We start from the raw sequence: 21,679 nt of genomic DNA, 5'->3' as shown, positions 1-21,679 counted from the left end.
CGTGCCGAGCGACAGGTCGAGCACGTCGAGGCTGGCGACGATGGGCGCGGCCCCCACAGCCGCCGCGACCTCGTCTTGCATCTCGCTGTTACGCACGACGAGACTCCGCAGCCGCGGCACCCGGCTTCCGGACAGGATCCCCGCGAGGTCGGCGATCTCGCCGTCGCCCCGAGACCAGGTCAGACTGTACGTCGGGCCGCGCGGAACAGCGGCCTTGCAGGACCCGCACGACCAGGGCAGTGACGCGTTCACGGCCGGCACCTACTTCCTGCACCACGTCGTGACGGAGAACCACTTCCACACCACGCCGCAGATCGGCACCCGTATGGTCACCTTTCCCGCGACGCCCTGCGGTCCCTGGTCGCCGGGAAACCACGCACCGGGCAGGCCACCTCACCCGTGGCGCAGATCCTCATGGCACACGCCGACACGGTGCAGCGGACCGTGAGCGAGCGTAACCCCTTGGGCGCGCACGTCGTCTTCCCTGTTGGATCTACGTGTTGAAGCGGATCGAGCAAGGGTGGCTGCGTGCCGGGGTGGCGTAGGTATTGGGTGCTGAGGGACCGCCAGGTGGCGGAGGATCGAGTGCCCGTTCTGGCCGGGTGGAAGGACCTGGCGGAGCGTGAGGATCGAGTTGGTATTCATCCTGGGGATCCGATTCTTCTTTCTCCGGACTACCGGATCGATGAGGTGCTGAGCCGGTATCTGTGCCGGTCGTCGTTCGCCCGTCTCGCGCAGGAGACGAAGCGGAACTACACGGACGACTACTGCTTGTTCTTCGACTTCCTGTGGGGTCGCGAGAAGACGTGGCGCGACGCCACGGCAGACGATCTGTGGGACTTCGAGGACTGGCGGACCCGCTCGCTGCGGAACCCGCGCCGGGTCGGTGGGGCACGGTGGAACCGCGGGCTGGCCGCGCTGATCCGGTTGTACGAGTGGGCGGTACAGCGCGATCACGTGATGGTCAACCCGGTGATCATGCGGTCGGTCCTCGGCAGGAGCGGTCAGCGTGTTCTGGTGCCGGCGGCCCGGGCGAAGAACGCGCGGACCAGCGAGGTCCGTTGGCTGACCCCGCGGGCTTTTCGCCGCTGGGTGGAGGTCGGTCTGCGTGGCTATGGCGCCGACGGCATACCGTCGCCGGGGTGGGCGGGGCGGCTGGCCGACCGCAACGCTGCCTTCGCTGACCTGCTGTTCTCCTCCGGGGTTCGGCTGACGGAGGGGGCTTCGTTGCTGACTGTGGAGGTTCCGCGCCTCCGGCTGGAGGGCGGTCGATACTACGTGGGGCGGCTCGCTCGGGTGGTGACGAAGTCGAAGCGGGCTCGCACGTTCTACGCCTCCTCTGTGGTGGTGGGCGAGATCGAGGGGTACGTCGAGTCCTCGCGCGCCCGGGTGGTGCGGCGCGCGCAGGCCTTGGGCCGCTTCGACGATGTTCCGATGCGGCTGGTAACTCACGAGACTGGTCGGCACCGGCGTGTACTGCACTGGCGCGACCGGGACGGCGTGGTCGGGCAGACCCCACTGACTGAGGCGACGGTGGAGGAGCGGATGAGCTTCTTCACCGAGGGGCCGGCAGGTCCGGAGCCGTTGTGGCTGTGGCTGAACGAGTCCGGTCTGCCGTTCCACCCGGCCTCGTGGGAGAACGTGTTCCGGGCCGCGAACGAGCGGTGCGAGGCGGTGCTGTCACCGGTGACAGACGAGGCGCCGTTCTGTACGCCGCACATGTGCCGGCACAGCTTCGCGTTGCTGATGCTCGTGGTCCTCAACCACGTCATGGACCGGCGTATGGGGCTGACGCCGGAGGAGCGGCGAGACTTCCGTCTTCTGTACGGCGATCCGTGGCGGATGGTGCAGGACCTGCTCGGTCACGCCCAGCTGGAGACCACGAAGGCCGTGTACCTCGCCCCGGTCGCGGATCTGCAACTGCGGTCGCTGCTGACCGACTTCGTACCCACCGCCGGACCGGTGACGGAGCAGGAACTCGCGGGGCTGTTCACGCAGCTGGCCCGGGAGAGCGAGGGCATCCAGGACCTGGACGAGAAGCTGGTGACCCCGTGAGTCGTCGCGGCCGCACGGCCGCCCTGCCCGATGGACCGCATCAGCGTCTGCAGGTCCTTGAGGAGGACGGCCTGGTCGTACGGCACCAGGACGCGCAGGGGCGGGTGAGCAGCTACGACTTCGGCGTGCTGCCGGTCCCGAGGATATTCCAGCAGTCGTTGGCCGTGCTGTACGCGGCGAAGTGCGCGCCGGGCGGAGGCTGGGACAGCATCGAGACCAGCGAGGCCCATTGGTACCTCGTCAAGCCCTTCACCGAGTTCCTCGCCGGCCTGGACGACGTACCGCAGGACGTGGACCGGCTGACACCAGCCCACTGGAGCGAGTGGCGGCTGAGTCTGCCGCCACGGGCGAACGGCTACAGCAAGTACGCGTCGATCGCCGGCCTGCTCCAGATGGATCCGCGCCTCACCCAGCCGGTACGGGAGGCGATGGCCACGCGGTTCGTGTGGGCGCCGGGCCGTGAACAGGCCTATGGGCCCGAGGAGTTCAAGGCGATCCGCGTCGCGGCCCGCCGGACGTTCCGCTCAGCACTGCTGCGGATCCGGGAGAACACCGACCGGCTGGCGGCCTGGCGCGCGGGCACGATGGAGCCGGGCAGCCGGGAGTGGCTGGTCGGCGAGGCCCTGGACGTGCTGGCGCGCACCGGCGATGTCCCGCTGTACGAGTGGGGACGCAGGGTGCGCCGTCGCTACCGTCCGGCTCTGGGCGGCGACTCGGCGCAGGACACCTGGAAGCGGCTCTTCCTCAGCCGTAAGGAGACGGCGGCGCTGGCGGTGCTCATCGCCGCGGAGCTCGGGCTGAACTCCACGCCGATCTCCGAGATGCCCGTGCCGGAGATGCTGCCCGGCACGGCGGAGGCGGGGATGCCGGTCTACCGGCTGCGGTTGGAGAAGCGACGCCGCGCAGGTCACCGTGGCCGTTTCGAGAGCCGGAACCTCACCGATTCCGGCGCCGACTCTTCCGGGCGGATCATCAGCGAGGCCTTGGAGGCGACCGCGCACGCGCGGGCCGTGTTGGCGCTGCTCGGTGCGGACATCGACCGGCTGCTGGTCTGGCACCAGACCACCGAGCACGAGGGACAGGCCTACCGCAGGGCCGTCCGGGTCGGCCAGTTCGGGTTCGGCGTGGATGAACGTGCCGGCGCCGACTGGGCTCGGTCGGTCGGGCTGTCCGGCTCCCCGCTCAAGCGGATCCGCAAGACCGTGAACGTGCTGCACCGGCGTGAGCCCGGGCAGAACACCCAGGACACGCACGACAGTGTCTACGTGTTGCCGGAGCCGCAAGTCCAGGAGGCGGCCGTGCCGGTGATCGCCGACGGAGCCCTGGACGCGGTGGCTGCCGCCCATCGCACCGTGTTCGCCGCCCGCCTGACCGAGAAGTCCGGGGCAGGGGTCCGGGAGACAGCGACGGCGGGCTGCGCCGACTACGAGCACAGCCCGTTCGGCCCGCCGGGCCAGAGCTGCGCCGCCTCGTTCCTGCTGTGTACGGCCTGCCCGAACGCGCGCGTCACGCCCGCCCACTACCCCCGTCTCGCGCACATTCACCAGGCGTTGGGCAACCTGCGCGGCACGGTGGAACCAGCCGTGTGGGACGCGGACTGGGCCGATGCCCACGCCCGGCTCACCGATCTGCGCGACCGGGTCGGACAGCCGCTCTGGGATGCCGCGCGCGCCTCGGTCAGCGACGCCGATCGTGATGTCATCGATCAACTTCTCCACGGGGACTACGACTTGTGACCGCTCTGCCCTCTGAACTGCCGACTTTGCCTGGATGGAGGACCCCGGTCATCGCACCGTCCTTGATCCTGGCGTCCGGGCCCGTCCCGATCTCGATCTACGGCGACGACGTCTGGTCTCTCGCTCCGCTGATAGCCAACCCCAGTGCGTCGCGGGTCGGCGTGGACTGGTCGAACTTCCCCGAGACCTTCCGGGAAGAGATGCGCCTGGCGGCCTGGATGATGATCAATACGGCGCTGCCGGCGAGTGTTCTGGTCGGTCACCCGGCCTGGCACTCCCGACTGGGGCCGCACGGGATCTACGACACCGTGCGGCGCTGGCAGCGCTTCGCCCACTGGCTCACCGCCCAGGGGACATCCGGCCTCGGCACGTGCACGGCCGAGACCTTCACCGCGTACGCCGCTCACCTGGCCCGCCGACCAGGGGCCAACCGCAACGACGGTACGAAGGAACTGATCGCGCTGACCCGGTTGTGGGCGTTCGACGCCGCGAGCGCCCACCCGGCCGGCCTGGTGATGCCTCCCTGGCACCGGTACGGTGTCGACGACTACCTCCCGGCCACGCCCGGCCCCGGCCCCGGCCCCGGCCCCGGGGAGAACATCCGCGAGCCGATCGCTCCCGCCACCATGGGGCCTTTGCTGGTCTGGGCGCTGCGCGTGGTCGACGACTTCGCCGACGACATCGTGTCCGCCCAGGCGGAGGCGCAGCGCCTGACCGAGCAGGCCGAGCGGACCGTCTGCACATGGGAGTCCATGGGGCGGCTAAGGAGCTATCTCGATCAGCTCGTGGCCCGTGGTGCACCCGTACCCACCCGGTGGCACAAGGGCGAGCACCAGATCAGCATGACCTACATGGCCGCGCTGGTCGGCTGCTCACCGAAGCACTTCAATAGTCATCTGCGCACCGAACTGCGGAAGGGCTTCCGCGACTACGCCCGGCGTCACCCCGGCCGCTGCCCACTCGCCACGCCGATCACGGGACGGGTCGCCGGGCAGCCGTGGACCGAAACGATCGACTTCACCGAGGTCCCTCAGCTCATGCGGCACCTCAACGTCGCCTGCTTCATCGTCCTGGCCTACCTGACCGGTATGCGGCCCGGCGAGGTGATGGCCCTGGAGAACGGCTGCTGCCCCGAACCGCCCTTGCCTGAACGGCACTTGATCTACGGCCGGGTGTTCAAGGGCGTCCACGACCAGGACGGCAACCACTACTCCGCCGGGCAGGTGCGGGAAGTTCCCTGGGTCGCCATTCCTCCGGTGGTCAACGCGATCCGCGTGCTGGAACGCATCGCCCCCGACGGGCTCCTCTTCGACACCGCCGTCCACGCGATCCCGCGCGGCCGCGTCTCCACGGGCCGGGTCGTCGGCTTCGAGGGGATGCGCAACCGCATCGAGGACTTCATCGAATGGGTCTCCGACCTCGCGGTGCGCCTGGACCGTCCCCATGAAGTCATCCCCGACGATCCGTTCGGGGCTCTGGGCGTGGCACGCTTCCGCCGGTCGCTGGCCTGGCACATCGCCCGCCGTCCGGGCGGGCTGGTGGCCCTGGCCGTCCAGTACGGACACCTGCGCACCGCAGTGAGCGCCGGCTACGCCGCGCGCGGCCGCGGCGGCATCCACGAGCTGCTCGACATCGAAACCGCCCGGGCAACCGCCGACACCCTCACCACCCTCCACGACGACCTCGCCGCCGGAACCGGGATTTCAGGGCCGGCCGCCCGGCGAGCGATCCACGCCGCCGCCCAGGCCCCCACGTTCGCCGGGTCCATCCGCACGCACCGGCAGGCCCGGGACATCCTGGGCAACCCGGCCCTGACCGTCTACGACAACCCTCACTCGTTCCTGATGTGCGTCTACAACCGCGACCGCGCCCTGTGCCACCGGCTCGATGTCGCTGACGCCCCGAGCCTGGACCGATGCCAGCCCACCTGCGCGAACATCGCGCGCACCGACCGCCATGCCGACGAACTCGTACAGCACGCACAGGCGTTGGAGAAACAGGCCGCCGCAGAGGCAGTGCCCGGCCCGCTCGCCGACCGGCTCACCCTGCGCGCCGACCATCTCCGTGACCTGGCCGACCGTCATCACCACGGCCGCATCGACCTCCAGGAGCCGACGTCATGAGCCCCACCCCGGACGAGCGCGACCTCATCCGTGCCGCGATGGACCGCATCCTGGGCGGAACGCCCGAGCGCTCCAACGGCGCGCTGACGATCGTCGCCCTCGCCCTCGAAGCCGGTGTCCCGCGCAACGCACTCACCCAGCGGCACACCGACCTGAAGAACGACTTCTACGACAAGGTCCGCAATCGTGGCGGCACCCCAGACAGCGAACAGCGCCTGCGTAAGCAGGTCCGCCGGCTGAAGGAGCTACGCGCTGCCGACACAGAGGAGATCGCCCAGCTCAAGGCCGACGTCGAAGGTCTCGTCGGTGCGCTGCACCAAACGACAATCGAAAACCAACTTCTACGCCAGCAGCTCGCAGAGCGGTCCGCGGTCCGTACGCTGCCCACCCAGCCCCGTCCCGTTCTGGGCTGACCCAACGCGGTGGGCCTGCTCGGCGAAGTGCCGCCTTGAGCTGGTGTTATGGATGGGGTTTCGTTCTGTCCGTTGTCCAGTGCGGGCATGGGGCAGGGCCCTCCGGCGTGAAGGGCCCTGGACCAGTGGTGGCGTCGGTTCTGGCACTGTGCTCCGACGCGGTCGCGAACGCGTCGTCCAAGCTTTCGATGCTGCCCTGCGCGGTGATACGCAGGGCACCGTGTCCGGGATCGCCCGCGCCACGAGCGCCGCCCGTCGCGGCCTCAAGCTCTTCTCTCAGCTGCCGGTTCTCCAAGGTGGTCCGCCAGATGTGGCAGGCGGCGAGTGCCGCCACCAGGCGCCTAGGTCAGGACCAGAGGGACGCCGGTGGCCTGCGGCCTGAAACGCCGCGGCTTGCCTCCGCACTCGGCGGCGGACCTTTTCGGTTCACGCGCTGTCGGCGGGCAGCGGCGGGTAGTCGGTGTAGCCGCGGTGGTCGCCGCCGTAGAAGGTGGCCGCGTCGGGGGTGTTGTAGGGGCCGCCGGCTGTGAGGCGGGCGGGCAGGTCGGGGTTGGCCAGGAACAGCGCGCCGAAGGCGATGATGTCCGCGGTGCCGTCCGCGATGTGGGCGAGTGCGCCGGGGCCGGTGGTCTCGGGGTGGGTGAAGGGGTTGAGGATGAACGCCGTCGGCCAGTCCTTGCGCAGCCGGGCGGTCAGGTCGCGGTCCGGGCTCTCGACCAGGTGCAGGTAGGCGAGGTCCAGCCGGGCGAGTCCGGCGGTCAGGGTGGTGTAGGTCTCCAGCACGTTGGCCGGGTCGGTCTCGGCGATGTCGTTGTAGGGGTTGCCGGGGGAGATGCGGAAGCCGGTCCGGTGGCCGCCGATCGCCTCCGCGACGGCCGTGGCGACCTCGATGCCGAAGCGGGCCCGGTCTGCGGCGCCGCCTCCCCAGCTGTCGGTGCGCAGATTGGTGTTGGGGGCGAGGAACTGGTGGATCAGGTAGCCGTTCGCCCCGTGGATCTCCACGCCGTCGAAACCGGCGGCGATCGCGTTGCGCGCGGCGTCGGCGTAGTCGGCGATCGTCTGGGTGATGTCGTCCTGGTCCAGTTCCTTCGGCGTGACGTAGTCCTGGGGGCCCTGGTAGGTGAACACCTGGCCCGACGCCGCGACCGGGGAGGGGGCGACGGGGTGGAGTCCGTCGGGCAGCAGGCTGGGGTGGCTGATCCGCCCGGTGTGCATCAGCTGCGCGAAGATCGTGCCGCCCTGGGCGTGGACGGCGTCGGTCACCTTCCGCCAGGCATCGACCTGCGCCGTGGAGTGCAGGCCCGGGGTGTTGGTGTAGCCCTGACCGCCCACCGACGGCTGGATGCCCTCGGTGATGATCAGGCCGGCGCTCGCGCGCTGCGCGTAATAGGTCGCCATCAGCTCCGTCGCCGTGGCCGCGGGTGCATCCGCGCGGCTGCGGGTCATCGGCGCCATCGCGATGCGGTTGGCGAGCGTCTTGCCGCCCAGGTCGATCGGGTCGAACGCGGTGGTCATGGCAGCTTCCTTCGAAGAATTGGTCGGGTGAAAGAGACAGGCGGCGGCACGTTCCCTGCGAGGTGGCGGGGAACTGGTGATCGGCAAGACCAGGGGTGCCGCCGCCGGAAAACAGTCATAGGCGTCAGCTGTGGCCGAAGGCCGCCGCGGTGGCCACGCACGAGAGCGATGTGCTCGCCGAGGTCACCGAACGCGGGCTGCTGACCAGGAACTTGCGGACCGTCAGCGCCCTGGCGGACCCGACGGTCCTCGAGCCGGTGATCGCCGCTGTGACCGCGGGCTCAAAGGGGCGGGCACTGTGTCGCCAGCCGGGCGCCTGTCCATGGGTGAGCGGGGCTGCCGCATGGACAGGCATGAGCGTGGGCCTCAAGCGGCTTCGAGGAAGGGGTAGTCGGTGTAGCCCTCGGCGCCCGGCCCGTAGAACAGTTCCGGCCGCGGCTCGTTCTCCGGGTGGCCACCCTGCCAGCGCGCGACCAGGTCGGGGTTGGCGATGAGGGCCCGGCCCACGGCCACGGCGTCGGCGTGGCCGGCCTCGATTTGCTGGAGCGCCTGCTCGCGGGTGGTCTGCCCCCCGAAGGGGCCGTTGTTGACGATCAGCTTGCCGTCGAAGCGCCGCCGCAGCTCCTGGACAAGGTCGCCGCCCGGCTCGGCGTGCAGTACGGAGAGGTAGGCCAGGCCCAGCGGGCGCAGTTGGTCCATCAGGGTGCCGTAGGTGGCCAGGACGTCGTCCCGGTCGGTCTCGAAGACGTCCCCGAGGTCGACCTCCGGCGAGATCCGCAGCCCGACCCGCTCGGCACCGACGGCCTGGGCGACCGCCGTGACGACCTCGACGACGAAGCGGGCGCGGTTGTGCGGCGAGCCGCCGTACTCGTCGGTGCGCTGGTTGGCCGCCGGGGAGAGGAACTCCTGGAGCAGGTAGCCGTTGGCGCCGTGGATTTCCACGCCGTCCGCTCCCGCCTCGATGGCCCGGCGGGCCGCGGCGGTGAAGTCCTCCACGGCTGCCCGGATCTCCGCGGTGGTCATCGCTTCCGGTACGGGGTAGGGCTGCTCGCCCTTCTCGGTGAACGTCTCGTTGATGATCCGACCGAAACCGGCTGAGGTCTGCGGGCTGGAGCCGAACTGGGCTTCGACCGCCGCGCGCAGGGCGGGAACCAGCGCGGCTGCGGTGGCAGGATCGGCCAGAACGTAGTCGGGGGCTATGCACTGCTGCCCCGCGTTGCCGAACTTGGCGCCGACCAGCCGCATCGCGGTCTCGTCCACGTCGGCGTCGGGCGCCACGAAGACCGGCGACTTGCCCCCGAGCTCAAGCGTGACCGGGGTGAGGTTCTTGGCTGCCGCGGCCATGACGATCCGGCCGACCGTGCCATTGCCCGTGTAGAAGATCTGGTCGAAACGCTGCGCCAGCAGGGCCGTGGTCTCCTCGGCGCCCCCCTCGACGACGGTGAGCACGTCGGCGTCGAAGTACTGGCGCAGCAGGCGTGCAGCGACCGCCGAGGTGTGCACCGACATCTCGCTCGGCTTGGCCACCACGGTGTTGCCGGCGGCCAGCGCGCCGATGATGGGGTCGATGAGAAGGTGCAGCGGGAAATTCCACGGAGCGATCACCAGGACGACCCCGAGCGGGTCGTACGTGGTGTAGGCCGTGGTCGTGGGACCGAAGTGGGCGGGAACCTCCACCGGGCGGGGCTCAAGCCAGTTCTCGAGATTCGCCAGTGCCTCGTCGATGTCGGCGACGGTGAAGTCGATCTCCTGCATTTTCGCCTCGGCGGCGTTCTTCCTCAGATCCGCCCAGAGCGCATCGAGCAGCTCCTGCTCGTTCTCCACCAGCAGGGCCCGCAGCCGCTGCAACTGGTCGACGCGCCAGTCCAGTGGGCGGGTGACACCGGTGTTGAACGTCGCACGAAGGCGGCCCACCACCTCCGCAGCCGTCTCGCTCTGGTGCGTCCTCGACTCGATCCCCTGTGTTGCGCTCATGGGATGTACTCCGTTCTTGATCCAGGCCACGCCCCGGCCGCCTTCCAGCCGGGCACAGTGGCCAGCGTGCTGGACGATCCGGCATCCACCCAGGTCACGGCTTTGCGTACGTGCGCGGTGCCTACCACTGGTTGGGTCAGGAAGGTGTGCGTGCGACCGTGGATACTCGAGGCATGGACGAATACCCCGAACCGGTGCACGAGCCCGCCGCCGGCGCTCTGGACCCGCGTGCCGAGCTCAGTGAGTTCCTGCGCACCCGCCGGGCCCGGCTGAAGCCGGAGGACGTGGGACTGCCGGACTACGGGCGGTACCGGCGGGTACCGGGGCTGCGCCGCGAGGAGCTGGCGCAGCTGGCCGGGGTGTCCGTGGCGTACTACACACGCCTGGAGCAGGGCAACGGGCGGCACGTGTCGCCGGAGGTCCTCGACGCCATCGCCCGCGCCCTCAGGCTGAGCGACGCCGAGCACGCCCACCTCACACACCTGGCGAAGCCGAAACAGAAGAAGAAGCCGGCCGGCCGCGCCCAGCAGGTGCGGGGTCCCCTGCGGACGCTGCTGGACACCATGGACGGTGTTCCGGCGATCCTCGTGGGGCGGCGCTCGGACATCCTCCTCTGGAACCGGATGGCCGCGGCGGTCTTCGGCGACTGGGCCGAGCTGCCGGCCAGGGAGCAGAACTGGGCGCGGCTGGTCTTCCTGAGGCCCGAGTACCGCGACCTGTTCGTGGACTGGGAGCACAAAGCCAGCGACATCGTCGCACAACTGCGCATGGACGCCGGCTCCCATCCCAACGACCCCCGGCTGTCCGCGCTCGTGGGCGAACTCTCCGTCAAGAGCGAGGAGTTCCGGCGGCTGTGGGCCACCCACGACGTCAAGGAGAGGTGCCACGGCATCCAGCGCCTGCACCACCCACTCGTCGGCGAACTCGATCTCCGCCTCGAATCGTTCCACCAGGCCGACGCCCACGAGCAGATGCTGGTGACCTACCACGCCGAACCGAACTCCCCATCGGCGGAGGCTCTGCGACTGCTGGCCAGCTGGGGCACGGACGCGACCCGGGCGGGAACGAGCACGCCCTCGGCACGCACGGCTTGATCAACTCCCCTTGATCACCGGTAGTCAGCTGAGCGCCACGCCCAGCGACCATATCCACGCCAGGCGCCAGCGGGGGTGTCGGATTCAGGACGGCCCGGGTGGCGCGGGCCTGCTGCGGCTGGGCAGTGGAAGAACGGTGCCGCCGCTGCGCAGTGCGTCGTTTTCGAGGGCCAGCTGGCGGATCGCCTCCTCGTACAGAGCGAGAGTGCGGCGCAGGTCGCTGTTCACCTTCCGTAGCCAGCTCACTGCGGCAGTTGGCTGACCATGTCTCAACACGCTGAACTTGACAGAGAAGCCTCCCGCAACGCCCTGCTGGAACTCGTCAAGGAACTGGTCCTGGACCAGTTCGACGACCGCGAGCTCACCTTCATCCCGGCGCTGGCCCAAGCGGCCAAGGACCTGGTCGACACCCGGCTCACCGACGCCGACCTCTCTCCGACCACGATCGCCGCGCACCTGCACGTCTCCGTCCGCACCCTGCAGCGGGCCTTCGCGAGTCTCGGAGAGTCGTTGAGTGCCTACATCCGCCGCCCGCACCTGGAGGAAGCCGCCACCGCGCTTACCACCCCGGAATCACGCCTCACCGTCTCCGAGCCCGCCGCGCTCTGGCACTTCACCGACAGCAGCCGCTTCATCCGCGCTTTCAGGAAGCAGTACGGGGCAACACCGGCGCGATTCGCCCGCCGCCCGCCTGACGACCCAGGCGTCGTGCAGGCGGCCATAATGACTGCCGTGGACGTACGTTCGTCCGCTGGAGTCCGCCCGAGAAGATCGGGCGCACCCGCCTGCTGTGCATCGTTCGGCGAAAGGCGCGGTCGGAAGTGACTGATCGGACAGTGACGACAGACGTGGTCCACGGTGACACGTCGGCACGCGTGCACCGCACGCAGGAGCGCTTGGTCGGACGTGAGTCGGAACTGGACGCGATCCACGGCCTGCTGAGTGATCCGGACGGGCCGCGCCTGGTGTACGTCCGGGGCGAACCGGGGGCCGGGCGCAGCTCGTTACTGCGAGCGGTCCATGGACGACTGCGCGCGGAAGGCACCGGCGCGCTGTTCTTCGCGTGCGTGCCAGGCGATGAGCAACACCCTTTGCTGCTGGCACTACGCCTGATTACGACGCTGGTGAAACCCCAGTCCGGCACGGCGCAGCAACAGTCGGGCGGCAGGCCGGCGGCGGACCTGATGTCCGCTGCCGAGAAGGGCGACCGGACAGCTGCGGCTGAAGCGCTCACCGCCGCTCTGACGCAGTGCGGACCCACGGTGCTGGTGATCGACGACATCGAGCACGGCGACGGCGACTCGCTCACCGTCCTCAGCGAACTCGATGCCGCACGAATCGGTCCAGGCGTCCGGCTGGTGGTGTCGGCGGGCGGACTTGCGAAGCCCCATGAGCACGTCCTGGCCGGGCACCGGCCGGCAGAGGGCACGATGGTGCGGACCATCGACCTTCCGCGCCTGCGGCCCCACGACATCGAGACCGTCTTGGCGCGACGGTTCCAAGCGAGCCCCGATGACGCGCTCGTCCGGCGGACGCACGAACTCACCCAGGGGGTCCCCGGGGCGATGGACGCCCTGCTCACGGCGTGGACGCAGCAGGACGCGATCCGCGTGGTCGAGGGTCACGCCTTCCTCGCCGTCGGCGTTCCGGTGCCGGACCTGCCGGACAGCGCCCCGTTCCTCGCCTCGCTGCACACGCTGGGCGAACCCGGCCGGACGGTGGCTGGCGCGCTGAGCGTACTGTGGCCGTTGGGTCCCAGGGCCCAGCAGCTGATCGCGTCGTCCACCGGACTGTCCGATACCTCTATCGCCGAAGGCATCCACGACCTGACCGAGGCGGGGATCATCGAGGAACTCCCCCGCCGGGACGGCGCAACGGCAGGCGGTTGGGCGTTCCGCGTGCCGCTGACGGCCTACGTCGTCGAAGCCCGGCTGGGCCCCTTGGAACGCAGTCGGCTGTCCGCCGCCGCGGTCAAGGCGCTGTGGAACACGGCGGAAGCAGGCATCGGCGCCCAGCGGGTGGCCGTCGTGCTCCCGCAGCCGCACGCGGACTTCTATCTGGCGGACCGAATGGCGGACGCGGGTCCCCTGGTCGACCGTGACCGCGCGGTGGCGGAGCTGACCGCTATCGCGGAACGCGAGTGGCCAGACTTCGGCGGCCGGGGAATGCTGCGCTGGTTCCGGGCGGCGGCCCGCCTCATCGAGGACCCGGCGGCCCGCGGTCCGGCCCTGCTGCGGAACGCGAGGGCCGCGTTCGCTTCGGGCGACTACCCGACGGCGCGGTCGATCGCCGAATCACTGCTGCGCACGCCTCCCGACGGCGTCACCGTGCCGGTGCTCCAGGGCATCGCCGGTGTGCTGGCGTCAGCAGCAGCGGTCGAGAAGGACTGGGCGTTCCTAAACCGGATGGCCGCGGCGCAATGGTGGGACAGGCTGCCTCTGCCCGCCGGGGCGGCCGTGGGAGGCAGGGCGGTGGCCCTGTGCCAACTCGGGAAGTGGCGGGAAGCCATGGATCTGCTGGCGCGGACCCCGTCGGTATGGCACACCACCACCGACGACCGCGTGGCGCCCATCCTCGAACGCTACCGCGCCGTCGGTGAGTTGATGGTGGGCAAACCCGAGCTGTTCACGCGCTCACTCACCATGCCGGAGCTGCTGGACCTGCCTCCCGACCTGCAGTACGTGCTGACGGTGGTCCAGTGCGAGCAGCTGCTCTGCTCCTGCGACCTGCGGGGGGCGCGTGCCCTGCTGTCCGACCGGGGGCTGGCACCCGAAGCACTGCCGCCATACAGCCTGTTCCTCTGGCACCACCTGGGTGGCCGCTGGGACGAGGCACTCAAACACGCCCGTTGGCTGCTGGCCACCGGTCAGGCGTTGTCGCCGGCCACCGACGGGTATCCGCTCACGGCGCGGACCGCGGCCATCCTCCTCGCCCGGGGGGGCGTCAACAACGCGCACCGCTTGATCGCCGACGCACGGGGCGGCCCGGACGGACCCCTCGAGCACTCCCTGGACAGTGCCGAGGCCGAGGTCCTGCGGACTCTCGGCGACCTGTCCGGCGCCGCGGAGTCGCTCCGCCGCGGCCTGAGCGCCGCGAACGCCCGGGGACACGTCTACGGCACCGACGAACTGTGGGCCGCCCTCGCCGACCTGAACGCCGAAGCCGGCCGCACCGGTGAGGCGACGACCTGCCTGAGGCGCCTTGAGAAGGTGGCGGAGCAGCTCGGCAGCGGCCGCTCACGCTTGCTCTGCCTGCTGGCCTCGGCGAAAGTCCGGCGCCTGGACGACCCCGGCCAAGCCCGACGGGACCTGCGGGAGGCGGTGGATCTGGCCCGCTCCCGATCGCAGCCATTCGAGACGGCGGTCACCCTGTCGGCAGCCGCCGACAACGGCGCGGGCCCGGCCACCCTGCTGCACGAGGCCTACGAACTGTTCCAGGAGACCGGGGCCGCCCTGTGGCGCTTCCACACCAGGACGGCGCTGCGCGAAGCCAACCTCACCGTCCCCGGCCGCAAAGAGGCCACAGCCGAGAGCGAGCACCTCCTCGCCACCCTGATCGCCGAGGGGCTCACGAACCGCCAGGTCGCCACCGTGCTGCGCCTCAGCGAAAAGGCCGTCGCCGACCGGATCTCCCGGCTGCTGGCGCGCACCGGCCTGCGGTCCCGCACCGAAGTCGTGACGGCCGTGCTCACTCAGGACTACTGACGTCACCGCCCGGTGGCCGGATATTTTCGTTCCGCCCCGGAGAGAGGCACACGGCCGCACCCCATCAGCACGGTGGGTCCCGCCCCGTGGTGCTTCGTCCTCACCGCCGTTGTCCCTCTGTGCCCGGTCAGGTGTGCGCCACAGGCCGGACCGCGATGCCGGAATGAACCAGAAGAGGCGCTTCCGCCCTTTTCGCCCACCGGGCACTCGTGCGACATTTCCCTGCCCTTAGAGGGGACCGCCCGTATGGACACCAGGTGCGGATAACGCCATGACACGATCCTCGTCAGCTGTAACAGGCCGCACGACAAGCACGGTTGTCGAAGGGAAAGCGAATGCCTCAACAGGTGGTGAGAGACACGATCCGGGTGGCGATTCACCCTCCCGACCCCCTCACACGGGCCGGACTGATCAGTTCGCTCAAGAGCGACCGCCGCTTCGTCGAGGTACCCGTGGACGAGCCGCACGAGGCGGACCTCATGGTCGTGGCGCTGGACACCGTGGACGCCGAGGCCCTCGACCTGCTCCCCACCCTGTGCGACCGGCCGGAAGCACGCTTCGTACTGGTGGTGGGACGGCAGTGGATCGCCAACGTCTCGACGGCGGTCGACCGGGGCGTGCGCGCCGTGCTGTGGCGCGACTCCTTCACCCCCCAGGCCTTCATCCGGACTCTGCTCACCGTCGCGTCGGGCGGCGGCAGCTTACCTCCCGCCCTTCAGGGCACCCTGCTGGAACAAGTGCAGTGGACCCACAGGGAGGTCCTCACCCCGCGGGGCCTGACCGCCTCCGGCGTCACACCGCGGGAGGTGGACGTACTGCGCCTTGTGGCCGACGGCCAGGAACTCTCGGAGATCGCGCGGAAGCTCTCCTACTCGGAGCGGACCGTCAAGTACATCCTCTACGGCCTCATGAAGCGCATGCAGCTGCGCAACCGGGCCCACGCCGTCTCCTACGCCATACGCTCGGGCATCATCTGAGGGCTTCTGACGTCCCTTGCCACGAAGGGGCCGGCCCAGCGGCCTGCAAGGCCGTGGGCGTGCAGCCCGCCTGCCCGCTCGGCAGCCACGCTGCCTGCACTTGGCAGGACTGACGGGACTGACGGGACTGAGGCTTCTGCATACGAATGGCCTCACACGTGCGTCTGAGGCATACGCAGTGCGAAGAGGCCCGACAGTCAGTCCCGTACATCAACACGCACGCCACGCTTGAGCTTGTTCCTCATCAGCTCAGGCGACTGTCGCGTGTCCCTTCGGGGGACGCGAGTTCCACCGATCTCGTTACTTGCCGGCTGGGGTTACCTCCGCGGCGCGGCCCCTTTGGGAGCGCGTGGTCTTGGCGCCGACTTTCCCAGGCTCGATGGTTCTGGGATCCACCGCTTCCCCGGGTGCCCCTACTTCGTATGGTCCGGTCGGCTCGTTATCGCGGTCGTGGGGCAGGAGGAAGAACGTGCGGCGGGCGAAGAGGCCACTGTCGGGGTCGCTTGCGGCACCGACTTTGAGGTTGGTGTAGCCGATGATGCGTCCGTCGCGTTCGTATCGGGGCTTGCCCCGCCGGGTGTGCAATTTGTCCAGGGCCTGCCGGACGTAGTCGAGGTCTGCCGGGTCCTCCAGCCACACCACCTCTACTTCATCGGCGAGCTGGCTGTCTCGCAGCATCGAGCTCATGGCTGAAGACCCTCCCTTTCGTCGAGCGGCCGCTGGGCGGTCTCTGTGGGGTGCCCAACGCTCGCACTCTGCCCCCTTGTACAGCTCTTCTCGTAATCGCGTTCTTCATCGTACGGCGCCTCGGTGGACCTTCCCAGTGCGCCGGGTTGCGTCACCGTGATCATTCCGCGGTCTCCGTTGCGGCTTCTGAGAGCAATGCGAGTCCTGGGTACAGCTTGCGGTCGTTGTTCTTGATCATCTCTGCTGGGGAGGATAGGCCCAGTTCCTGGCGGATACGGCTGGCGAAGGCTCGGCTGGTTGCGGGCCGGATGCCTTCTGCCGAGCACCAGCGGGCATACGTTTCGTAGAGGAGTTTTTGCTCCACGCGCAGGTCGGGGTTGGGCTGTCCGTGGGTGAGCGTGGTGCACCGCTCGGCGATGAAGCGACCGATGTGGTCTTCGGTTTTCTCGTAGGCCTCGGTGGCCAGGCGTACGGAGGCGGGTCCGTGGAGGGGGTCGCGGGTGGCGAGGTACTGGCGTGCGCCCTGGATGAGCCAGTGCAGGATGCCTGGTCCCTCGTCCCGGACGAGTTCCTGGGCCAGGTTGTCGATCTTGCGTGCGTTGGGCACCTTGCGCTCGAAGGGGATGAGCCGCATGCGCCGCCAGAACGCGTAGCCGCCGGTGCCGACTTCGGGACGGTGGTTGCCCAGGAGCCACAGTTTGTGTGTGGGTGTGAAGGTGAAGAAGTCCTGCCTCATGCGGCGGGCCGTGATGGTGTCACCGCCGGTGAGCAGCTTGACTCGGGCCTCGTTGAACTTGTCGTTCGGCTTGAGCTCACTGCAGACGACGATGCGTCTGCCGTGGAGTTCGGTCAGTTCGGTGCTGTGTTCGGTGAATTTTCCCTTTTCCATCAGGAAGCCCGGTGGTGCGGCGTTGGCGTAGTCACCGAGGATCTGCATCATGACCTCGAGCAGGACTGATTTGCCGTTGGCGCCGGAGCCGTAGAGGAAGGGCAGGACTTGGGCGCCGACATCGCCGGTGACGGAATAGCCGAGAAGCAGGTGGAGAAAGGCGATGGTTTCCCGGCCCTTGTCGTCGTCACCGAAGGTGTCGCGTAGGAAGCTGTACCAGCGCGGGATCGGCATGTCCTGCGGGGCGACGCTTGTGGCGCGAGAGTGCATGTCGGACAGCGGGTCTGGTTTGCGCAGTTCACCGGTTTTGAGGTCGACGATTCCGCCCGGGGTGCACAGGACGTAGATGTCGCCGTCCAAGGTGTCAGGGTCAAGGCTGAGGCCGGGGGCGGCCTGCGCCTGCTGCAGGAGGGCTTTCATTCCCGCGGTGGACTGGGTGCGGCGGCGGTGCGCTGCGAGGTCGCGGTCGCTGAAGAGGCCGCGGGGGTCGGTACGCGGCATCTGCTCGGCCATGTCACCGGCCGCCCACATGGCGCCCTTCTCCCCTCCGGTGCGCCTCCACCGGTATTGGTCCCAGCAGTACCAGCCCAATCCCTCGACGTGCCGGAAGCGGTCGCTGTAGAGCCGGGCGAACAGCTTGGCATTGGCCCGGTCGGTCAGTTCGTCCGGAAGCAGGCCGGCCGGGGCCGGCACGGGGCGGCGAGCGCCTTCGGCAGCTGCCTGCGGCGGCAGCAGTGGCTGCCCGTCGACCAGGTGGATGTCGAGACTCTGCTGCTGGTGGATCTGCTCAGCTGCGGCCACGGCGTCGAAGTGGGGCGATTCGGCGCTGCTCATGAGCGTCCTTTGGGATGGAGCGGGCGTTGTTTGCCGGCGTACAGAGCGGATTCGATGATGGAAACGTTGCGGCGTTCCTGATGGGGGCGCGCATGGTTGGCTATTTCCAACAGCAATGTCTTCACGTCAGTTTCGGCGACGTGCCCGCCCTGAACGAGGCCTCCGGCCGTGAAAGCGGCCCGGTTCAGTTTCTCGGTGAAGCCAGCACCTTCGGGGACGGTTGCGCAAGCGGCGACCAGTTCCAGGAGGGGCTGCAGGATCCGGCTCGCGGACTTCGGTGCTTGTCGGCGGGGTCGCCCTGCTGGTGGGGTCGGTGGGCGGCGTTCTGCCGGACTGGGCGCTACGTGGCCGGTGCGGACGAGTTCGTCGGCCAGCCAGTGGGGCAGAGGAGCGGGACGCCGGACACTTCCTACACGGGTGTAGGTACCGGCCGCTGTCCGTGTGGCCGGCGCGACGATGTAGCCGCCGTCAGAGCGGACATCGACCTGCCAGGCCAGCGCAACCTTAGGACTCGACCCTGCGGAGGATCGGTAGCGCGTTTCGGGGTTGGGGTTGTGGTACCAGATGTGGAGGCCACCCGATGGTGTACGCACCCGCAAAGTTCCCTCGTCCTCCGCGGGACTCGGCTCGTGCCGTAGCGCAGCCAGAAGTGCCAGCGTGTCAAAGCCGGTGGCCAGACCTGTGAGTGTCACCTGCGGACCGATGGCAATGCCGGGCAACAGACGAGAGCGGTCGGGTACTTGGGCGCTGTGCGCATCTACATCGATGACCACGAGGTTCGCGGGACCGCAGGAGACCCCTACCCCAAGGCGGGGCTGGGCGGACCACCAGGCATCGATGCGCTCAAGCGAAGTGGTGGCGGCGTGGAAGCCGTGGCACCAGCCTCCAGCGGGGATACAAGGGCATTCGGCCGGGCTGTGTCGGCTGAGCCTGCAACGCGCACAGTTGGCCGCTGGCGTCTTTTGCCGAGGCGCCAGGGGATGTACCGGCCAACCCTCAGCGGCGCACCAGCGGGCCACATCACGTGGCTCGCCATGACCTGAAGGGGCTGGCGAGGGTGTCGCAACCGGGCCGGGCACTAGGCGTCCTTGTCGAATCTATTAGGTCTTCTGCCTCTCCGTCAGCAACAAACAGGGGCCTCCGAGCGGGCACCGGCTGACGGGACTGACGGGACTGAGACTTACGCATGTGGCACAGAGGTTAGCGCACACAGGGCGAACGTCAGTGGGGACAGGGCAAGCGTGTCGGAAAGTGAGTCCCGTCAGTCCCTGTCGAGGCACAGCCTGCCGGGGGGCAAGCGGTTCGTGGCACACTTTCGGTCCCGTTTCAGTCCCGCGCGAGAACGTGCAGGTCAGGGAGGCTTTGACCTCAAATCACGGGGCTGACGGGACCGAAGGTTGCATATATGAGCCGGGTAGCAGTAATAGACATATCCGACTACATGCGCGCGCATACGCGCGCCCTTGATAGAAGTAACCCCCAAGGTGAGTCCCGTCAGTCCCGTTCACCCTCTACGCAACCTTCTGACCTGCGGCTTCTCCCGCGGGACTGAAACGGGACCGCAGTGGTCGTGTGCGTCCCGGTCCCGTGCGCCCCGCAGACGCCCTGGTGTGGCCTCCAACTGATTGCCGAGGTACACCAAGCCAGCCTGGTGGATACCCAAGGACACGGAAAGGGGCGTGGACGGTGGATGGTGGCCACCCTGCGGCAGCGCCGCGACAATGCCCGCGGACCGCTCCCCATGGCGCCCCGCCGCCCAGAGCGCGGGAATGGACTCGTGCGGCGGCCGCCGAGATGCGGAAGCACGTGCCCCCGGCCCTGGTGCGCCAGAGTCTGCTCTCCCTGCCCGACAGCACCTACCACCTTGAGCGACACGCCGGCCTCACCCTGTGCCATCTGACGCCGCCGCCTGGTGATGACGGGAGCAGTCACAGCCATCCGTCTCGCTAGGACCGGATGCTCGTGCTCGTGGGAGCTCGCTATCCCGTCCGGGTCATAGTGCGAAGGCCAGCTGCCGGCGAACTGGGTTCAGCCGACGTTGAATTCGAGGTTGGTCACCCACCACTCGCCCTCGATCTTGTTGGACGGCACCTTCACATGCACCTGCCCCTTCGATACGCCGGTGACACGCACCGGGCGAGGGCTCACCGCGAATTGCCCCTGTCTACACGGTCAGCTGTACCGACGGGCGAATCACACGTCGTAGGGGGCCGGATGTCACGTGATGCGCTGAGTCGGTTCCAACACCTGCGGTACGTTGCCCTGCCTGCAGGGACGTGCTGCTCATGCGCGCGATCGCTGCATCGTCGTGCCATGCCCTGAGGAAGACAACAATGACCCTTACCCTTGACCTCCACCCTCTCTTCAGGAACGAACGCGATATCGACCGTGCCGTCCGCGCGATCCTGTTCAAGGCTGCGGCGACGAAGACCGACCGGGTGGAGATCATCCCCGGGAAAGGTTCCGGCAAACTCAAAGCGAGGGTGCTGGCTACCTTGGGGCAACCCCATCTCAAGAAGCTCTATGTGGGATTCGAAGTCGATCCGTCCAACAACGGACGCATCATCGTCCGTTTCCGATGAGCCGTTCGGCGCGTGGCGCCGCACGCGCAGTCGACGGCGCATAGACGACGCAGATGCGCCCCGTTGGCGTCGACATCGAAACCTGGGTGGAAATCACGCGGCCTTCCCGGGCCCCCAGGAGCAGGCCGCTCTGCTCGGTCTCAACACGGGCGACCTGGTGGTGGCGGTCGAGCGGACGTACTACAGCAGCGGCGGTCGTGCCGCGGAGACAGCGGGCATCGTCGTCCCCGACCGAAGGTGGGAAGTGGCCTACGAGTTGGCCGTCGACCCGCGCCCGTCCGAGGTATGCCCAAGGACTGCTGACCCAGGGCCCTCTGCTACAGCGGGAGCTGTAATCCGAGTTCCTGCATGGCGGCCGAGGGTGGGCAGCCTTCGGAGCGTTCGGTCTTGCAGCCCTTGATGCCGGGTTCGAGGGTGCGCGGGTCGACGGCTTCGACGGGGGCGCTCTTGGCGTACAGGCCGTCGGGCTCGGTGTCGCGGTCGTGGGGCAGCAGCCAGAAGAAGGCCCCGGCATCGCCTGGCTCATCGACGGCGCCCGCCGCTCCCTGGCCAGCGACCGTGACCTCACCGGCCCCGAACGCGTCCGGAGGGCCCGAGACCTATGGACATGTGGAAAGCGCTGGACAAACCAGCCGATACTCCCTGCCCGAAACCACAGGTCAGCAGCCAGCCCACTCGAACGCCTCCGGAATGAGCACTCCGTAATCAAGCCGGTAGATCCGGGCTCAGTGAACCGAGACCCTGGTTCAACCGTTGCACTGGCCAGGGGCGGGAGCAGGGAGCACGCGCAGACGCGTGCTCCCTGCTCCCCTGCTCCTGCCTGCCACGGGCACGTCACCCGCGCCGGGCTCGAAGCGAGCCCATGGGCGCGGGCCAAGCGGCTTCGTGGGGGAAGACACCGGCGTCATCCATCGAGGAGACTGTGATGCCTGAAGGCACCACTAGCAGAACTACGCGCGTCCGCACAGGCCGGAGCCGCACGGGCAGCATGCGGGACGACAGGTCACGTCCGCTGGAGTGGTGTATCGACGGCCACTCGGTGATCTCGTCTTTGAGGCTATGCGGTGAGTTCGGTGGGCAGGACGGTGTCGTCGGT

15 protein-coding genes and 2 pseudogenes are annotated in these 21,679 nt (G+C 68.9%); 9 read left to right on the top strand and 8 right to left on the bottom strand.

Annotated elements, in window-relative coordinates; all coding sequences use genetic code 11:
• A pseudogene (locus ACWCQ1_RS49240) lies at positions 1-168 on the bottom strand (STM4015 family protein); the annotation flags it as partial.
• A gap of 522 nt (positions 169-690) precedes the next feature.
• Here ACWCQ1_RS49240 and ACWCQ1_RS49235 point away from each other — a divergent pair.
• From ACWCQ1_RS49235 to ACWCQ1_RS49220, 4 genes are all read left to right on the top strand, one after another.
• Positions 691-2,055, top strand: coding sequence for a site-specific integrase (locus ACWCQ1_RS49235; protein WP_451029750.1), 1,365 nt, complete (start codon positions 691-693; stop codon positions 2,053-2,055).
• On the top strand, positions 2,052-3,791 hold the full coding sequence (locus ACWCQ1_RS49230) for a hypothetical protein (RefSeq protein ID WP_451029749.1): 1,740 nt from the start codon (positions 2,052-2,054) through the stop codon (positions 3,789-3,791). The genes ACWCQ1_RS49235 and ACWCQ1_RS49230 overlap by 4 nt, the downstream gene beginning before the upstream one ends.
• Before the next feature lie 62 nt (positions 3,792-3,853).
• The gene (locus ACWCQ1_RS49225) at positions 3,854-5,914 is read left to right on the top strand and encodes an integrase (protein ID WP_451029748.1); all 2,061 of its coding nucleotides are present in this window, start codon (positions 3,854-3,856) and stop codon (positions 5,912-5,914) included.
• A complete protein-coding gene (locus ACWCQ1_RS49220) occupies positions 5,911-6,327 on the top strand; it encodes a hypothetical protein (protein WP_451021374.1) in 417 nt (138 codons plus the stop codon). The genes ACWCQ1_RS49225 and ACWCQ1_RS49220 overlap by 4 nt, the downstream gene beginning before the upstream one ends.
• A gap of 426 nt (positions 6,328-6,753) precedes the next feature.
• Here the strand turns inward: ACWCQ1_RS49220 and ACWCQ1_RS49215 are convergent, their stop codons facing one another.
• Positions 6,754-7,842, bottom strand: a complete 1,089-nt coding sequence (locus ACWCQ1_RS49215) for an alkene reductase (protein WP_451029747.1) — start codon at positions 7,840-7,842, stop codon at positions 6,754-6,756.
• 366 nt (positions 7,843-8,208) lie between these two features.
• Complete coding sequence (locus tag ACWCQ1_RS49210) at positions 8,209-9,816, bottom strand: aldehyde dehydrogenase family protein (protein WP_451029746.1); 1,608 nt, start codon at positions 9,814-9,816, stop codon at positions 8,209-8,211.
• Between the two features lie 173 nt (positions 9,817-9,989).
• Between ACWCQ1_RS49210 and ACWCQ1_RS49205 the strand changes: the two genes are divergently transcribed.
• Complete coding sequence (locus tag ACWCQ1_RS49205; RefSeq protein WP_451029745.1) at positions 9,990-10,910, top strand: helix-turn-helix transcriptional regulator; 921 nt, start codon at positions 9,990-9,992, stop codon at positions 10,908-10,910.
• 84 nt (positions 10,911-10,994) lie between these two features.
• Here the strand turns inward: ACWCQ1_RS49205 and ACWCQ1_RS49200 are convergent, their stop codons facing one another.
• On the bottom strand, positions 10,995-11,156 hold the full coding sequence (locus ACWCQ1_RS49200) for a hypothetical protein (protein WP_451029744.1): 162 nt from the start codon (positions 11,154-11,156) through the stop codon (positions 10,995-10,997).
• Between the two features lie 18 nt (positions 11,157-11,174).
• Between ACWCQ1_RS49200 and ACWCQ1_RS49195 the strand changes: the two genes are divergently transcribed.
• The 3 genes from ACWCQ1_RS49195 (at position 11,175) to ACWCQ1_RS49185 (ending at position 15,591) form a co-directional block, all read left to right on the top strand.
• On the top strand, positions 11,175-11,735 hold the full coding sequence (locus ACWCQ1_RS49195; protein WP_451029743.1) for a helix-turn-helix transcriptional regulator: 561 nt from the start codon (positions 11,175-11,177) through the stop codon (positions 11,733-11,735).
• An 11-nt stretch (positions 11,736-11,746) separates the two neighbouring features.
• Positions 11,747-14,614 (top strand): AAA family ATPase, encoded by a 2,868-nt coding sequence (locus ACWCQ1_RS49190; RefSeq protein ID WP_451029742.1) that lies wholly within the window; start codon positions 11,747-11,749, stop codon positions 14,612-14,614.
• 368 nt (positions 14,615-14,982) lie between these two features.
• Positions 14,983-15,591, top strand: coding sequence for a LuxR C-terminal-related transcriptional regulator (locus ACWCQ1_RS49185; RefSeq protein ID WP_451029741.1), 609 nt, complete (start codon positions 14,983-14,985; stop codon positions 15,589-15,591).
• A 300-nt stretch (positions 15,592-15,891) separates the two neighbouring features.
• On the opposite strand, the gene ACWCQ1_RS49180 is transcribed toward ACWCQ1_RS49185, so the two are convergent.
• The 3 genes from ACWCQ1_RS49180 to ACWCQ1_RS49170 form a co-directional block, all read right to left on the bottom strand.
• On the bottom strand, positions 15,892-16,278 hold the full coding sequence (locus tag ACWCQ1_RS49180) for a DUF6009 family protein (RefSeq protein WP_451029740.1): 387 nt from the start codon (positions 16,276-16,278) through the stop codon (positions 15,892-15,894).
• A gap of 160 nt (positions 16,279-16,438) precedes the next feature.
• A complete protein-coding gene (locus ACWCQ1_RS49175; RefSeq protein WP_451029739.1) occupies positions 16,439-18,001 on the bottom strand; it encodes a DNA primase family protein in 1,563 nt (520 codons plus the stop codon).
• Positions 17,998-19,020: a bifunctional DNA primase/polymerase gene (locus ACWCQ1_RS49170; protein ID WP_451029738.1), complete on the bottom strand. Its 1,023-nt coding sequence runs from the start codon at positions 19,018-19,020 to the stop codon at positions 17,998-18,000. The genes ACWCQ1_RS49175 and ACWCQ1_RS49170 overlap by 4 nt, the downstream gene beginning before the upstream one ends.
• A gap of 1,314 nt (positions 19,021-20,334) precedes the next feature.
• Between ACWCQ1_RS49170 and ACWCQ1_RS49165 the strand changes: the two genes are divergently transcribed.
• Entirely contained in the window at positions 20,335-20,583 is a 249-nt protein-coding gene (locus ACWCQ1_RS49165) for a Smr/MutS family protein (RefSeq protein ID WP_451029737.1), read from the top strand.
• Between the two features lie 317 nt (positions 20,584-20,900).
• On the opposite strand, the pseudogene ACWCQ1_RS49160 reads toward ACWCQ1_RS49165, so the two are convergent.
• Positions 20,901-21,083: pseudogene (locus ACWCQ1_RS49160) on the bottom strand (DUF6009 family protein); the annotation flags it as partial.
• Between the last annotated feature and the right edge of the window lie 596 nt (positions 21,084-21,679).

This window comes from Streptomyces sp. NPDC002144, assembly GCF_053593695.1.
This window is presented reverse-complemented; position numbering and strand designations above follow the sequence as displayed.

What these genes read in the sequence shown, in the direction of transcription:
- ACWCQ1_RS49220 (WP_451021374.1), top strand. Translation starts at nt 5,911, where the DNA reads ATGAGCCCCACCCCGGACGAGCGCGACCTCATCCGTGCCGCGATGGAC.
- ACWCQ1_RS49215 (WP_451029747.1), bottom strand. Translation starts at nt 7,842, where the DNA reads ATGACCACCGCGTTCGACCCGATCGACCTGGGCGGCAAGACGCTCGCC.
- ACWCQ1_RS49210 (WP_451029746.1), bottom strand. Translation starts at nt 9,816, where the DNA reads ATGAGCGCAACACAGGGGATCGAGTCGAGGACGCACCAGAGCGAGACG.
- ACWCQ1_RS49205 (WP_451029745.1), top strand. Translation starts at nt 9,990, where the DNA reads ATGGACGAATACCCCGAACCGGTGCACGAGCCCGCCGCCGGCGCTCTG.
- ACWCQ1_RS49195 (WP_451029743.1), top strand. Translation starts at nt 11,175, where the DNA reads ATGTCTCAACACGCTGAACTTGACAGAGAAGCCTCCCGCAACGCCCTG.
- ACWCQ1_RS49180 (WP_451029740.1), bottom strand. Translation starts at nt 16,278, where the DNA reads ATGAGCTCGATGCTGCGAGACAGCCAGCTCGCCGATGAAGTAGAGGTG.
- ACWCQ1_RS49175 (WP_451029739.1), bottom strand. Translation starts at nt 18,001, where the DNA reads ATGAGCAGCGCCGAATCGCCCCACTTCGACGCCGTGGCCGCAGCTGAG.
- ACWCQ1_RS49165 (WP_451029737.1), top strand. Translation starts at nt 20,335, where the DNA reads ATGACCCTTACCCTTGACCTCCACCCTCTCTTCAGGAACGAACGCGAT.